Origin of the sequence: Pseudomonas sp. GM60 (assembly GCF_000282415.1) — a bacterium.
GTDB classification, from domain to species: domain Bacteria; phylum Pseudomonadota; class Gammaproteobacteria; order Pseudomonadales; family Pseudomonadaceae; genus Aquipseudomonas; species Aquipseudomonas migulae.
Genome location: NZ_AKJI01000132.1, coordinates 1 through 15,527, shown reverse-complemented (window position 1 = coordinate 15,527; position 15,527 = coordinate 1). Strand labels below are relative to the sequence as shown.

12 protein-coding genes are annotated in these 15,527 nt (G+C 60.3%); 7 read left to right on the top strand and 5 right to left on the bottom strand.

The annotated features are described in order from the left end of the window. Positions 1-267 precede the first annotated feature (267 nt). Both ccoM and PMI32_RS30470 read right to left on the bottom strand, forming a co-directional pair. A complete protein-coding gene (gene ccoM, locus PMI32_RS30965) occupies positions 268-384 on the bottom strand; it encodes a cytochrome c oxidase subunit CcoM (protein ID WP_007906619.1) in 117 nt (38 codons plus the stop codon). A 142-nt stretch (positions 385-526) separates the two neighbouring features. Beyond that, positions 527-688, bottom strand: coding sequence for a hypothetical protein (locus tag PMI32_RS30470; protein WP_085988412.1), 162 nt, complete (start codon positions 686-688; stop codon positions 527-529). Between the two features lie 186 nt (positions 689-874). On the opposite strand from PMI32_RS30470, the gene PMI32_RS03270 reads away from it, so the two are divergent. The 3 genes from PMI32_RS03270 (at position 875) to PMI32_RS03280 (ending at position 3,625) form a co-directional block, all read left to right on the top strand. Beyond that, complete coding sequence (locus PMI32_RS03270) at positions 875-1,768, top strand: LysR substrate-binding domain-containing protein (protein WP_008034225.1); 894 nt, start codon at positions 875-877, stop codon at positions 1,766-1,768. A 202-nt stretch (positions 1,769-1,970) separates the two neighbouring features. Then, positions 1,971-2,441: a RidA family protein gene (locus PMI32_RS03275; protein ID WP_008034224.1), complete on the top strand. Its 471-nt coding sequence runs from the start codon at positions 1,971-1,973 to the stop codon at positions 2,439-2,441. Further along, on the top strand, positions 2,438-3,625 hold the full coding sequence (locus PMI32_RS03280) for an aminotransferase class V-fold PLP-dependent enzyme (RefSeq protein WP_008034223.1): 1,188 nt from the start codon (positions 2,438-2,440) through the stop codon (positions 3,623-3,625). The genes PMI32_RS03275 and PMI32_RS03280 overlap by 4 nt, the downstream gene beginning before the upstream one ends. Here PMI32_RS03280 and PMI32_RS03285 read toward each other — a convergent pair. After that, positions 3,622-3,963 (bottom strand): hypothetical protein, encoded by a 342-nt coding sequence (locus tag PMI32_RS03285; RefSeq protein ID WP_008034222.1) that lies wholly within the window; start codon positions 3,961-3,963, stop codon positions 3,622-3,624. The genes PMI32_RS03280 and PMI32_RS03285 overlap by 4 nt on opposite strands. Positions 3,964-4,182: 219 nt before the next feature. Here PMI32_RS03285 and rapA point away from each other — a divergent pair, with 219 nt between their 5' ends. Continuing rightward, a complete protein-coding gene (gene rapA / locus PMI32_RS03290) occupies positions 4,183-7,029 on the top strand; it encodes an RNA polymerase-associated protein RapA (RefSeq protein ID WP_008034221.1) in 2,847 nt (948 codons plus the stop codon). 173 nt (positions 7,030-7,202) lie between these two features. Here the strand turns inward: rapA and PMI32_RS03295 are convergent, their stop codons facing one another. After that, positions 7,203-8,552, bottom strand: a complete 1,350-nt coding sequence (locus tag PMI32_RS03295; protein WP_008034220.1) for a spinster family MFS transporter — start codon at positions 8,550-8,552, stop codon at positions 7,203-7,205. Positions 8,553-8,889: 337 nt separating this feature from the next. Here PMI32_RS03295 and PMI32_RS0129240 point away from each other — a divergent pair, with 337 nt between their 5' ends. Both PMI32_RS0129240 and PMI32_RS03300 read left to right on the top strand, forming a co-directional pair. Then, positions 8,890-9,249: a YkgJ family cysteine cluster protein gene (locus PMI32_RS0129240; protein WP_032829148.1), complete on the top strand. Its 360-nt coding sequence runs from the start codon at positions 8,890-8,892 to the stop codon at positions 9,247-9,249. Positions 9,250-9,392: 143 nt separating this feature from the next. Further along, a complete protein-coding gene (locus PMI32_RS03300) occupies positions 9,393-11,675 on the top strand; it encodes a putative bifunctional diguanylate cyclase/phosphodiesterase (protein ID WP_032829147.1) in 2,283 nt (760 codons plus the stop codon). Here the strand turns inward: PMI32_RS03300 and PMI32_RS03305 are convergent. Continuing rightward, positions 11,566-12,462, bottom strand: a complete 897-nt coding sequence (locus tag PMI32_RS03305; protein ID WP_008034215.1) for an NAD(P)-dependent oxidoreductase — start codon at positions 12,460-12,462, stop codon at positions 11,566-11,568. The two genes, PMI32_RS03300 and PMI32_RS03305, sit on opposite strands and share 110 nt — an antisense overlap. A gap of 198 nt (positions 12,463-12,660) precedes the next feature. Here PMI32_RS03305 and PMI32_RS03310 point away from each other — a divergent pair, with 198 nt between their 5' ends. Further along, on the top strand, positions 12,661-14,862 hold the full coding sequence (locus PMI32_RS03310; RefSeq protein WP_008034213.1) for a hypothetical protein: 2,202 nt from the start codon (positions 12,661-12,663) through the stop codon (positions 14,860-14,862). The last annotated feature ends 665 nt before the right edge of the window (positions 14,863-15,527 follow it).

The window sequence follows — 15,527 nt, the reverse complement described above, 5'->3', positions numbered from 1 at the left end:
AGGCACCGAACGAAAGGGGCAGAAGCGCTTTGGTTACTTTCGCGCTTTTCGAAAGTGACTCGCTGTAAGAGCGAAACCAATAGCAGCCGTTACCGCAGAAACGGATATGTACCCCACCCAACAACCCACCTGAAAACCCCAGGCCGTTGCCCAACTCAGAACCTCCCACCACCAACTCGCACAAACCACCAGATTTTCGCAGGCAAAAAAAAAAGGGCAACCGAAGTTGCCCAAAATGCCTTGCGTGCTCATTGCATCTAGAAAGACCTACGGTTTTTTCCGTTTGTGCGAATCTTTCCAGATAAAAAATCCAAACCCTGCGAAAAACAGAACCATGAGGCCGACTGTCAGCACTCCGGCGATCACCACGTTGTCGAAAAACATGACTGGCCTCCTGCACTTGCCCTGTTGCGATGGGGCTAAGTTAACCAATCAGGCAGGAGAGGAAATTGACCGGGATCAATATCGCCCGAGACTGGGCGCAAAGGAGGGAGAAAACTGATCTGCATCAACGGATGCGAGGGGTTTAACGCTTTTTCGGTTTGCTCTTCGGCTTCTTCTTCGCTTTGCCCAATGGCATTGCCTGCTCGAATGCCTGGCGCACTTCGTTCAGGCGTTTTTCGTTGAGGTCATGAACACGCTTGGCGCGTTCGGAATTGAGGTCGATCAGTTTGTCATCTTGGCTCATGGTCTTCGGTGCATCGCGTGAAATGAAGTTCAACTGCCGCATCGCTCGGCAGGATTGCGCCAATAATGCGGTCTGGCGCCCGCGCTGACCAGTCGCCTGCGTAACAGCGGCTTAACAAAATATGTGCTCATGGCGTTTTTTCAACGCACAATCGCGACTTTGCGATGGACCCAAAGGACCCGCGCCGTGGAACTGCACCAGGATCTGCCTCCCTTGATGGCCCTTCGCGCCTTCGAGGCCGTGGCGCGTCATTTGAGTTTCATCAAGGCCGCCGATGAATTGTCGGTGACCCAAAGTGCAATCAGCCATCAAGTGCAGAAACTGGAACAGTTCCTCAACCAGCGGCTGTTTATCCGCCGCACCCGGGCCATCGATCTGACACCAGCCGGGGCAGCCTACTACCGGCAAATTCAACCGGCCCTCGCCTCCATCGCCCTGGCCACCCGTGAACTGCAGGGCAATGAGCACCAGGAAAGCACCCTGCGCATCGGCCTGCTCGCCTCGTTCGCCACCCTGTGGCTGGCGCCGCGCCTGGCCAGTTTCAACGCGCGCCACCCGCACATTCATGTCGAACTCCTGCCCTCGGTGCAACTGGCCGACGTCGGCGGCGGCGAAGTCGACCTGGCCATCCGCTACGGCAAAGGTGGCTGGCCGAAAGTCCAGGCCCGACGTTTTATGGTGGAAACACTGACCCCCGTCTGCAGCCCGGCGTTCAAGGCCAAGGGCACCGACCAAGGCCCGCTGCTCATGGCCAAGTCGCACCAGCCGTTCGAGTGGATCGACTGGAGCGCGCACAACGCCATCGACCTCAGCCATTGCCCCAGCGTCATGCTCCATGACTACAACATCGTCGTCGAAGCCGCCGTGGCTGGCCAAGGCATCGCCATGGGGCGTCATCACTTGATCGAGCGCCGACTCAAGGACGGCTCGTTGGTAGAAGCCTTCTCCACCCCGCCGTTCATTAGCGATATCGGGTATTGGCTGGTCACGCCCGAGCGACCGCCGAGCCACGCGGCACAATGCTTTAGTGAATGGCTGAATGAGATGGCCAACATCGCACACAAATCTCACGGCGACTGAAGTTCAAAATTGTGGGAGCGAGCCTGCTCGCGAAGGCGATGTCCCATCCAACATTCATGTGACTGACACACCCTTTCGCGAGCAGGCTCACTCCTACATATGCCCTACGCATGAGTTATTTGAATACGTCGGATTAAATCTATCCGTTTGTCGCACTCCCCGTCCGCCAACATGCTGAAGCCTTCATTCAGGAGGATTCACCATGACCGATTCACTCGCCCACCGCGTCCAGCAACTTGGCCTGAGCCTGCCGACACCGAGCCAGCCCATCGCCAATTACGTCAACCACGTGGTCAGCCAGAACCAGTTGTTCATTTCCGGTCAGATTCCGCTACTGGACGGTACACCGGCATTCATCGGCCGATTGGGAGAGTCGATCTCCGATGAAGAAGGCGCCAACGCCGCCGAACTTGCCGCACTGGGCCTGCTCGCACAATTGAGCGATGCACTCGGCGATGACCTGTCGAAACTGGTGCGCATCATCCGTCTTGGCGTGTTCATCGCCAGTGCCCCGGATTTTGCGCGTCAAGGTGTGGTCGCCAATGGCGCGTCCAACCTGTTGGTCAATGCCCTCGGCGAAAAAGGCCGGCATGTGCGCACGGCTGTCGGCGTATCGAGCCTGCCCGGCGGCGTGGCCGTGGAAATCGACGCTATTTTCGAGCTGCGTCCATGAACCTCGGCGAAGTGGAGCGTTTGCGAGCGGCGACGCCAGGGTGCGCCAGCGTGATTCACTTCAACCACGCCGGCGCCTCGTTACCGAGCCAGGCCACCCTCGACGCGATCATCGAGCAACTGCGACTCGAAGCCCTCTGCGGCCCCATGGAAGCCGCCGACCAGAGTGTGCAGGCCCGCGCTCGCAGTGCGGCGGCCCTGCTGCTCAATGCAAACACTGAAAACATCGCATTCGCCAGCAGCGGTTCGGCTGCCTGGGGCATGGCATTCAATGCATTGGGGCCGTGGCAGGATGGCGAGCGGATTTTGGTCGGGCGCCATGAATGGGGCGGCAATCTGGCCTGCATCGCCGGAGCCGTCAGCGCCGGGGCGCGGCTGGAGGTGATTCCCTGCGATGAGACGGGCGCCGTGTCCGTGTCCGCCCTCCAGCAGATGATCGACCCAAAGGTGAAGCTGATCGCATTGACCTGGCTTCCGGCCAACGGCGGCCTGATCAACCCGGCCGAGGCCATTGGTGCCGTGGCGCGCCAGCACGGCATTCCCTACTTCATCGACGCCGGCCAGGCGCTGGGGCAATTGCCCTGCGACGTGCAGGCGTTGAACTGCGATGTGCTCAAGGGCGCCGGGCGCAAATTCCTCCGTGGCCCGCGCGGAACGGCGTTGATGTACATCAAACCGGGGTTTCTCGAACGGCTCGTGCCCGGCCATCTGGACGTGCTTTCCGCGCCGTGGGACGGCGAAGGTTTCTCGGTGCGTGACGATGCGCGGCGGTTTGAAACCAGTGAAGTGTCGGTGGCTTTGCTGGCCGGGCTGGCCAATGCGCTGGAGGAGTTCAACCACTTGGGTGCAACCCGGATTCGCCAGCGGATCGAGGGCTTGAGCGGGCAACTGCGCGAACGCCTTGAGTCGGTCAGCGGGCTGACGCTACACAACCTGGGGCCGGCGAATCAGCAATCAGGCTTGGTCGCCTTCACGCTCAAGGGTTGGGACAGCGTTGAATTGAAGCAGCGGCTGGCGCAACGAGGGATCAACATCGGCGCCAATGGCGTGGCCTATACGCCGCTGGATATGCAGGCCCGAGGGCTGGACAGCATCGCGCGGATTGCCGTCAGTTACCTCAATACCGGAGAAGAAATGGATGTACTGCTCAACGCCCTCAACGAACTTTCCCTCATCAAGGACTAAATCTGAATGTCGACCCACAACCCCTGACGCGGCTCGTCGTCCATCAATGGCGCGACCGGCACGGTGTTATCCGCGTTGAGCTCAGTGCCGGGAATGGCCAGGTGCTCTTCAGGATCTTCATCGGCTTCACGGCGACGGCGTTCTTTTTCCTGCTTGCGGCGCTGTTCCTCGCGCAGCTGAAACGCCGCCTCTTCCGGATCGCGCTGTTGCAGGTCGATCGTGCTTTCGTTGGAGCTTTCCTGCACCGGCACAACAGGCGGAATATCCGGGCGCTGGCGGATCGGGTCGTGCTGTGAAGTGATCGGCACGGCACTCAAGGGGAGCATCGGTGGCAGCATAATTATTTGTCTCCTGTCAGCAGGCTGTCGGCTGCGGGGATGGCGACTTGAGCCATCGGTCGCAAACTGTGACCGGATTGGCACTAACAAGTGCCCCGGCCCGCACACGTCTCAAGCGGTGAACTAACGTAAGACTGTGAGTTTTTCTGAGAGTCCTTTGGCCCTGAAGCCCTCATTCCGTTAAGATAGCCCGCTTTTTCAAGGTGGGAGTCAGGCAGCATGGCGCAGCAGTATCAACCGGGGCAACGCTGGATCAGTGACAGCGAAGCCGAGCTGGGTTTAGGCACCGTTCTGGCACAGGACGGCCGCTTGTTGACCGTGCTCTATCCGGCCACTGGCGAGACTCGCCAGTACGCGCTACGGAATGCGCCCCTCACCCGCGTGCGTTTTTCGCCGGGCGATTCGATCATTCACTTCGAAGGCTGGAAACTGACCGTACAGGAAGTCGACGACATCGACGGCCTGCTGATCTACCACGGCCTCAACGCGCAGAACGAAGTGGTCACCCTGCCGGAAACCCAGCTGTCGAACTTCATTCAGTTCCGACTGGCCAGCGACCGTTTGTTCGCCGGGCAGATCGACCCGCTGGCCTGGTTCTCCCTGCGCTACAACACCCTGGAACACACCAGCCGCCAGTTGCAATCCTCGCTCTGGGGCCTGGGCGGCGTGCGTGCGCAACCCATCGCGCACCAGCTGCACATCGCCCGTGAAGTCGCCGACCGCATTGCGCCGCGGGTATTGCTGGCAGACGAAGTGGGCCTGGGCAAAACCATCGAAGCCGGCCTGGTGATCCATCGCCAACTGCTCTCGGGCCGCGCCAACCGCGTGCTGATCCTGGTGCCGGAAAACCTGCAGCACCAGTGGCTGGTGGAAATGCGCCGCCGCTTCAACCTGCAAGTCGCGCTGTTCGACGAAGAGCGCTTCATCGAAAGCGATGCCGCCAACCCGTTCGAAGACACCCAGCTCGCGTTGGTCGCCCTGGAATGGCTGGTGGAAGACGAAAAGGCCCAGGACGCGCTGTTCGCCGCCGGTTGGGACTTGATGGTCGTCGACGAAGCCCACCACCTGGTGTGGCACGAAGACAAGGCCAGCCCGGAATACTCGCTGGTTGAACAGTTGGCCGAAGTCATTCCCGGCGTATTGCTGCTGACCGCCACCCCGGAACAACTGGGTCAGGACAGCCACTTCGCGCGTCTGCGCCTGCTCGATCCGAACCGTTTCCATGACCTGCACGCCTTCCGTGCCGAGAGCGAGAACTATCGCCCGGTGGCCGAAGCCGTTCAGGAGCTGCTGGACAAGGGGCGCCTGTCGCCTGAAGCGCACAAGACCATTCACGGTTTCCTCGGCAACGAGGGCGAAGCGCTGCTGAGCGCCGTCAATGATGGCGACACCGAAGCCAGTGCCCGTCTGGTCCGTGAACTGCTCGACCGCCACGGCACTGGCCGCGTGCTGTTCCGCAACACCCGCGCCGCCGTGCAGGGTTTCCCGGAGCGCAAACTGCACCCGTACCCGCTGCCGTGCCCCGACGAATACCTCGAACTGCCGTTGGGCGATCACGCCGAGCTGTACCCGGAAGTCAGCTTCCAGGCCCAGCCGGACGCCAACGAAGAAGAACGCTGGTGGAAATTCGACCCACGCGTCGAGTGGCTGATCGACCAGTTGAAAATGCTCAAGCGCACCAAAGTGCTGGTGATCTGCGCCCACGCCGAAACCGCCATGGACCTGGAAGACGCCCTGCGCGTGCGTTCCGGTATTCCTGCGACGGTGTTCCACGAAGGCATGAACATCCTTGAGCGTGACCGCGCCGCCGCCTACTTCGCCGATGAAGAATTTGGCGCGCAAGTGCTGATCTGCTCGGAAATCGGCAGTGAAGGTCGCAACTTCCAGTTCTCGCACCACCTGGTGCTGTTCGATCTGCCGTCGCACCCGGACCTGCTGGAGCAGCGGATCGGTCGTCTCGACCGGATCGGCCAGAAGCACATCATCGAACTGCACGTGCCGTACCTCGAAACCAGCCCGCAAGAGCGCTTGTTCCAGTGGTACCACGAAGCATTGAACGCGTTCCTCAACACCTGCCCGACCGGCAACGCCTTGCAGCATCAGTTCGGCCCGCGCCTGCTGCCGCTGCTGGAAAATGCCGACGACGGCGAGTGGCAAGCGCTGATCGACGAGGCTCGCACCGAGCGTGAGCGCCTGGAAGCCGAGCTGCACACTGGCCGTGACCGCTTGCTGGAACTCAATTCCGGCGGCGCTGGCGAAGGTGATGCACTGGTCGAGGACATCCTCGAGCAAGACGATCAGTTCACGCTGCCGATCTACATGGAAACCCTGTTCGACGCCTTTGGTATCGACAGCGAAGACCACTCGGAAAACGCCCTGATCCTCAAGCCGAGCGAAAAAATGCTCGACGCCAGCTTCCCGCTGGGCGACGACGAAGGCGTGACCATCACTTACGACCGCAACCAGGCGCTGTCTCGCGAAGACATGCAGTTCATCACCTGGGAACACCCGATGGTGCAAGGCGGCATGGACCTGGTGCTGTCCGGTTCGATGGGCAACACCGCCGTGGCGCTGATCAAGAACAAGGCGCTGAAACCGGGCACCGTGTTGCTGGAACTGCTCTACGTCAGCGAAGTGGTTGCACCGCGTTCGCTGCAACTGGGTCGTTACCTGCCGCCAGCCGCGCTGCGCTGCCTGCTCGATGCCAATGGCAATGACCTGTCGGCCCGGGTGTCGTTCGAGACCCTGAACGATCAACTGGAAAGCGTGCCGCGTGCCAGCGCCAACAAATTCATCCAGGCCCAGCGCGATCAGCTGACGCCACGGATCAACGCCGGCGAAGAGAAAATCTTCCCGCGTCACGCCGAGCGCGTGGCCGAAGCGCAACGTCGTCTCGCGGCTGATACCGATGAAGAACTGGCGCGCCTGACCGCGTTGCAAGCGGTCAACCCGACCGTACGCGACAGCGAACTGGTTGCCCTGCGTAAACAGCGTGAACAAGGTCTGGCGATGCTCGACAAGGCAGCGCTGCGACTGGAAGCGATTCGGGTGTTGGTGGCGGGTTAATCACCCCCTGCTCCACCTCGTGCAATGAAAAAGGCCCGCAGCGATGCGGGCCTTTTTTTGTCTCGGAAAAACCAAACAATCCCTGTAGGAGCCGGCTTGCCGGCGATGAGGCCCTTGAATTTGGCGGTGATTGTACGGGCGCCATCGCCGGCAAGCCGGCTCCTACAGATCTCCTACGCGGTGACTGCCGGGATCTGCGGCTCAACCACCGCCACCAAGCCTTCCTTCATCCGCGTCGCATCCCGCACAAAACACCGCGACGCCATGAACAGGAACACCATCGTAAAGAACAGCGCCACCGGAATCAGGTACATCGCGTCATGCAGGCCAACAGCCTTGAACGCTTCGGTCATTTGTTCGGCGCCGGCCGCCAGCATCGCCGTGTGCGCAAAGTGATCGGACAAACCGCCCACCACCACCGGCCCCAATCCGCCACCCAGCAAATACAGCCCGGCAAAGAACAACGCCATCGCCGTGGCCCGCAGGCGTGGCTCGACCACGTCCTGGATCGCAGTGTAAACGCAGGTGTAGAAGTTGTAGGCAAACAACCAGCCCAGACTGAACACCGCCACGAACACCCCGATCTCGATCCGCCCGGCATGCAACGCCCACGCGGTGCACACCGTCGAAACGATCAGGCTGAACGCCGCAAACAGCAGCCGCCCATTGGCCACCCGCTGGTGAATCTTGTCTGCGACCCAGCCGCCCAACGTCAGGCCGAACAGCCCCGTCACACCAACGATCACACCGGTCGCCACCGCCGCTTCGTGCAAAGGCATCTGGAAGTAGCGTTGCAGCATCGGCACCAGGAACGAGTTGCAGGCATAGGTCGCGAAGTTGAAACACAGCCCCGCCATCACCAGCCACAGAAAGGTCGGCACCGCCAGCACCCGGCGGATCGGCCGGTCCACACGTTCCTGCGAGACCTGCACACTTTCCGCTGCGCCGCGTTTCGGTTCCTTGATGAAAAACATGAAGACCGCCAGGATCAGCCCCGGCACCGCCGCGATGAAGAACGGCGCGCGCCAGCTGTCGAACGCCTTGACCATCCAGCCGATGGTGAAGAACGCCAGCAGCAGGCCCAACGGCAGACCCAGCATGAAAATGCCCATCGCACGCGCACGGCGGTGGGCCGGGAACAGGTCGCCGATCAGCGAGTTGGCGGCAGGTGCGTAACTGGCCTCACCGATACCGATGCCCATGCGCACGATCAGGAAACTCCAGAAGCTGCCCACCAGCCCGTTGACCGCTGTCAGCCCGCTCCAGGCCGCCAGCCCCCAGCCCATCAACTTGGCGCGCGAACCGGTATCGGCCATCCGCCCCAGCGGCAGCCCGGCAATCGCATAGACGATGGTGAAGGCGGTACCGATGATGCCCAGTTGAAAGTCGCTGAGGTGCCATTCCATACGGATCGGCTCAATGATGATGGCCGGAATGGTGCGATCGAAGAAATTGAACAGATTGGCCAGGAACAGCAGGAACAGAATGCGCCAGGCATTCGCCGCTTGGGTCGAGTTCTGCATGGGTCCGTCTCTTTTTATTGTTTTTGGGGCATCACTGTCCCCGGAACCTGCAATCTAGTCAGGCCCGGTGCAACTGTCTGTAATTATTCGTAAGGCTGATATCAACCCATGGCGCCAGCGGAGCCGGCTTGCAAGCGATGGCGATGCCACGTTCAACATTCATGTGATTGATATACCGGTCGCATCGCCCGTCCCACAGTGGGTTGGTGGTGTTTTCCATGATCCGACCAACCGTTGAAAAATACCTCTGTGCCCCCCTTCCAAAGCCCGAGGCGAAGCCTAGAATAGCGGCCTTGTCTGCCACACCATGCCCCCATCCCTCCTTTGATTATCGCCCATGTCCGAAGCCAGTCCGTGTCTGAATTGCGGTGCCTGCTGTTCTCACTTTCGCGTGTCTTTTTTCTGGGGTGAATGCACCTCGGCCGGAGGTGTAGTGCCCGATGAACTGGTGGCGCCGATCAGCCCCAGCCGGGTGGCCATGCTCGGCACTGACTGCAAACCGACTCGTTGTGTCGGATTGGTCGGTGAAGTCGGCACCGCGGTGCAATGCTCGATTTACGACCAACGCTCCAGTACTTGCCGCGAGTTCGATGCCTCTTGGGCCAACGGCGAGGCGAATGTGGATTGCGATGCGGCACGAGCCGCCTTCGGGTTACCAGCGCTGCAACCCGATTTACCTTATGAGCAGATCGCCTGAGCCTTAGCCGTAAACGCTATAACGCTTATGTCAAAATCATTAGTGCCAATGTGCCATCACCGCTGACGCTCTTTGTATGACCTCTATACTCCAAAGCATTCGCCAGCGTGCATGGCGCGGGCCGGGACAAGACGGGGCATGCTATGGAGTGGCTTGGTTTGCATTTTTTTACCGAGCTGACCGCGAACGGGCAAGTTGTCCTCAATTGCACACATGATCCTTTTCTGGTGCTGCTGGCCTATCTGGTCGCCTGTGTGGGCGGCTTCGCCACGCTGGACATGGCCGAACGGGTCGGGCATTCGGAAAACCCGGCTTCACAACGGCTGTGGCGCTGGATCGGTGCCGGTTGCCTGGCCGGCGGCATCTGGGCCATGCACTTCATCGGCATGCTGGCGTTTCAAGCGCCGGTCGAGATTCAATACGAACTGCCCGTCACCCTTGCCTCCCTGCTGATTGCCCTGTTCGCCTCGTGGCTGGCGATGCACACCCTCAGTCATCCTCACCTGAGCATCCGGCAGTACATCCAGGCGGCCATTTGCATTGGCCTGGGCATCGCGACCATGCATTACGTGGGCATGGCGGCGATGCGTTCGAATGCGATGACGTATTACCAACCGGTACTGTTCATCCTTTCCATCGTCATCGCCATTGGCGCCAGCCTCGTGGCGCTGTTGCTGTCGAGTCGATTGCGCGAAGGCTCTGGCCTGCTCCATCAATTGGTCAAATTCAGCGCCAGCCTGGTGCTCGGGGCGGGCATTATCAGCATGCATTTCATAGGCATGGCCGCCTTCAGCCTGGTGCTGCCGACCGGCAGCCCGCTGACGTTGCCCGGTGACAACAATCACCTGCAACTGGGGCTGACGGTGGCGGTCATCACGCTGCTGATCATCGGCAGCAGCATCAGCGCAGCACTGGCGGACAAGAAACTGCAACACAAGGAACGCGACCTGCAACGGGTCAACACGCTGCTCGGCCAACTGGATCAGGCGCGCATGTCGCTGCAAGAAGTGGCGAACTATGACGCCCTGACCAACCTGATCAACCGCCGTGGCTTCAACCAGATCTTCGCCGAGAAGCTGCTCCAGAAAACCGATGAAGGCGGCATGCTCGCGGTGATGTTTCTGGACATCGACCACTTCAAGCGGATCAACGACAGCCTCGGCCACGACGCCGGCGACGAATTGCTCAAAGTGCTGGCCCAGCACATCAAGGGTTCGGTTCGCAGCCACGAAGATGTGGTGGCGCGTTTCGGTGGTGACGAGTTCTGCCTCCTCATCAGCCTGCGTGAACGCGAGGAAGCACGGGCCATGGCCCAGCGCATCATGCTGAAGATGAAGGAGCCGATCGAGCTGTCCGGGCGGCGCATGGTCATGACCACCAGCATCGGCATCAGCCTGTTTCCGGAGGATGGCACCACCTGCGAGGAATTGCTGAAACACGCCGACCTGGCGCTGTACCAGTCCAAGGGCGGCGGTCGCAACGGCCTGAATTTCTTCAGCCCGAACCTGAGAACCCGAGCCACACTGGAGCTGCAACTCGAAGAGGAACTGCGCCACGCCCTGCATGAAAACACCGGGCTGATCCTGCATTACCAACCGATTTTCGACTTGCAAACCGCACAGGTCAGCAAGCTGGAAGCGCTGGTCCGCTGGCAACATCCGGTTCACGGGTTGCTGACACCGGACCGCTTCGTTGCTATCGCCGAGGCCAACGGGTTGATTGCCGAGCTGGACAATTGGGTTTTGCGCAAAGCCTGCGAGGACCTGAGCGAGTTGTCACGTCAGGGCTGCGAAGACCTGCACATCGCCGTCAACTGCTCGCCGCTGAACCTGGCGCGCGAAGACCTCGCCGACGAAATCGAACACGCGTTGCGGGTTGCCGGAGTGGCACCGCAGCGACTGGAACTGGAAGTGACCGAGAACGCGCTGATGGTCAACATCGCCAATTCGCTGGTGTTGTTGCGCCAGATTCGCGCCCTCGGCGTGTCGCTGTCGATCGACGAATTCGGCACCGGTTATTCCTCCCTCGCCTACCTCAAGCGCCTGCCGCTCAACTCGCTGAAGATCGATCGCTCGTTCATCCAGGACATTCCCAAGTCGACTCAGGACATGGAAATCGTTCAGGCGATTATCGTCATGGCTCACACCCTGCATTTGCAGGTGATCACCGAAGGCGTCGAAACCCTTGAGCAATACGAGTTTCTCCAGCGCAACGGCTGTGATTTCGTCCAGGGCTACCTGCTCAGCCGCCCGGTGCCGCTGGCGGAACTGCGTCCGGTGCTGAGTGAAATCAACCAGCGCAAACACGGGCACTCGATCAGTCCGCTGAGTCCGGTTCGCGGTACAGCTGCACCAGGGTCGACGGATCTTTTTCCAGGAATCCCTGGCTACCATGCAACCGCATCAATTGTGCGGCCAATCCGCTGATGGGCGTGGCCGAACCTTGCTCACGGGAAAATTTCACCGCGGTATCGAGGTCCTTGAGCAGCGTGCGTACGTGCCATTTCACCGGTTCAAAACGGCTTTCGGCCATTTGCGGGGCGAGGATCTGCAACGGTTTTGAATCGGCAAACCCGCCGGCCAGCGCTTCGGCAATCAGGCTGGCCTGCACACCAGAACGTTCGGCCAGCGCCACGACTTCGGCGATGACCAGAGCGTTACAGGCAACGATCATCTGATTGCAGGCCTTGGTCACCTGCCCCGCCCCGACCGCGCCCATATGAGTGACACGTTGGCCGAGGCTGAGCAGAACAGGCCTGACACGCTCAAGGTCCGCCGCTTCGCCGCCCACCATGATTGCCAGGCTCCCGGCCTCGGCGCCGACAACGCCCCCGGACGCCGGAGCGTCCAGCCAGCGCATGCCGGTCTGGCTGGCCAACTGCGCCGACATTTCCCGCGTCGCGGTGGGTTCCAGGCTGGAAAAATCCACCAGCAACTGGCCGCTTTTCCCACCTTCGGCCACTCCGCCCGGGCCAAACACCACCTCGCGCACCACCGCCGTGTCGGCCAGGCACAACATCAGCACATCGGCGTGCCGACACAGCTCGGCAGGCGTGGCAACTTGTCGCGCTCCCGCCTCGACCAGCGGTGCACATTTGGCCGGATTGCGGTTCCATACAGTCAGCGCAAACCCCGCAGCCAGCAGGCGCCGGCACATCGGCAGGCCCATCAGGCCGATCCCGGCAAAACCCAACGAAGGTAGCGTTGACATCATTTGGCCTTCTTTTTCATTAAAGATCGCCTAATATTGGCCGATTCATCATGACTAAGGAAAGGATTCCCCCGAGTGATGTTCAGGCCCAGTCCCTGACGCTTGGGCCCAATACGCGCTGAAAAAAGACGCGAGAACCCATCCGTGATGGTTTGACGACACGTTGTCGTCCAGCCAACCAGCCCAGGTACATGGCGCACAATGACTTCTAAAAACAATCCGGCCACTGCGATTTCCGATCTGACGCTGAGCCCCGCGGCGAACAGCCCCACGCCGTCGAAGCCATTGAGCCCCTCGCGCCCGTTGGCGACTCAGCAATACCTGTACTTCACCGAGACCAATACCGACCGCATCCTCGATAACCTCGACGGTCTGCGCGACATGGTGTTCCCGCGCCCGCCGCACCTGGAAGGCGATAACGAACAGCACAACGATCAGGAATTCCCGTCGGTGTGCCTGATCGGCCTCGGTCGCTGCGGCTCGAACATCGCGCTGGACGTCGCGGAGCTGGTGTACAACGCCCGCAAGTTCTACCTCAACGAATTCAACAACGAAGATCGCCTGTCGCCGGACAAGCGCTACGCGGAAAAGGGTTACAGCCCGGCCCAGTGGATCCGCAACAACCTGCGCCTGGGCCCGAACAAGGCCACCAAGCCGGTGTTCCTGGTCGAACCGCTGGTGATGCTCGGCGACCTGGACAAAGACATCGCCGGTCGCATCCGTTTCTCGCGCAAAGGCGAAAAAAGCGGCTTCCTGCGCGACTACAGCAAAATGAAAATCATGGACTTGTCGGAAGTCCACGCCGGTGGCGCCGGTAACGCGCCGATCCTCGGTCAGTACCTGGCCAAGATCATCCTGAACAAGGACACCCAGCGTTTCTCCAGCCCGGACTGGAAAATGATTCACTCGTACCTGATCGACAGCTGCGGCATCAAGGCCAACCAGTCGCGCCTGTACTTCTCGATCTTCAGTGCCGGCGGCGGTACCGGTTCGGGCATGGCTTCGGAATTCGGCCTGGCCCAGCAGCACTCGTACATGAACAAGACGTTCGACACCAAGCCGATGGACGAGCACGACGGCAAAAGCGGTCATTCCTTCGTCTTCGAACCGATCTTCACCAGCGGCATCTGCGTACTGCCGAACATTTCCGATCACCGCAGTGAAATGTCCGAGGCGCTGCACATCAACGCCGGTCGCCTGCTGTGTAAATACCTTTCGGAAGAATGGGACTTCTCCTACAACTTCGCCAACGAAGACAGCAGCGAAGCCAGCGTCATGGGCCGTATCCGCCCATGGAACGCGATGATGCTGATTTCCAACGACATCATGCGTTATGCCGAAGAAAGCGATGACGGCAACATCCAGAACATCGACGTCAACGCGATGGAAAAGCACGCCAACCAATACATCTCGCAGCAGATCTTCAACATTCTGACGGCGCAGGCGGTCACGACTGACTACGACCAGAACTATTTCCGTCGCGCCGGCATCGACATCGGCGAAACTATTCGCCTCGACGCCAACGACCTGTTCATGAGCCTGGCCGGCCCGGTGGCGATTGCCTACGCCGAATCGGTCGTGCCGGAAACCCCGCCGCCAAGCAGTGACAAGTTCAAGGTGTTCGAGAAAGAGCCGCAGCGCCTGAACATCGATGACCTGTTCTTCCGCTCCATCGACCTGCCGCACTTCAACAAAGTGACCCAGGCCATTGAAGGCATCAGCCTGCTGCCTATCGAGTCCAAGCGCTATCGCGCCTCGCTGGAGCAGTACAAGAATTCCGGTTACGACGCGGCCGCGTTGCACGACCTGCACTTCTTCAAGAACTGCTCGTCGGTGGTGTCGATTGTTTCGCTGCCGAAAGACTACAAGCTGTCGTACATGGACCTGAACCGGTTGAAGACTCACCTCAACAGCCTGTTCCCGAACACCACGCTCAAGCGTTATGCGCTGGTGATCGGCGCGTCGGCCAACTTGTCGCTGACCACCTTGATCGCCAAGAGCCCGTGCCTGTCGGACGACTTCCTGACGCTGATCGTGGCCTTCATCAAGCGCTGCTTCGCGAAGAACCCGTACCGCTTCGACGACACGCTGGATAACTCGATCCTCGACTTCATCATCAACGAAGACTTCAACGAAGAGCTGATCGACGACTTGCTGAACGAGTTCGAGAACCCGGCGAAGATCCTCGATACCAACTGGTATGCGATCAAACCGATGTACGAGAAGAAGTACCGCGAGCTGATCAACGACAAGGAGAAATTTGTCTCGATCAATGACATTCGCCTGTCGCGCGATTGCGTGAAAAAGGCGATCAAGTACCTGCGCGAGATCTACCGTCACCGGATTGGCAAGACCAAGGTTATTTCGCTTAATAACCATACGGGGAAGACGTTTACCGTCTGATCTGATGCCGCTCCTCAGGCTTTTAGATTCAAGCTTGGGGGGCATATCCGTTTTTTGGGTGATGGCTGATATTGGTTTCGCCCTTACGGCGAGTTACTTGGAAGAGCGCCAAGTAACCAAGCGCTCTTGCCCCACCACTCGGCACCTCGCTCTGGCTCGGTGTGCCCTCACTCCGGCATTGCTCCGCGGGTCGCCGCGATGGGCCATCCCTGGCCCAGCGCGGCTAAACCGGCATCCTTGCCGGTTTCCCCGCTGCGCAATGCCTGCGTTCGGCCAGCGTGGTTAACGGGGCGCTTGCGATCAAAATCAAAAACGAAGCGGCCTCTGGGCCGACCGGGGCGTCAAGCGGGCGCGCTGCGCTTGTTTGACCGTGCTGACGCCGATCCCATGTAGGAGCGAGCCTGCTCGCGAAAATCGTCCCGGCAACGCGTTTATTCAGATTGCCCGCGTTATCGTTGACGTCCATCGCGAGCAGGCTCGCTCCTACAGGGGGACGCGTACAAACCAATAGCCAGGTCGGCTATCAGGCCGCCTCGCGTGCTTTTGATTTTCTTGCCCCATGGGGAGGCCGAGTGGAGGTTCTGCGCAGCGGGCAACCCGGCATGGATGCCGGGTTAGCCGCCCCCGGCCATGGATGGCCGATGGCGGCGGGCCCACGGAGCAGG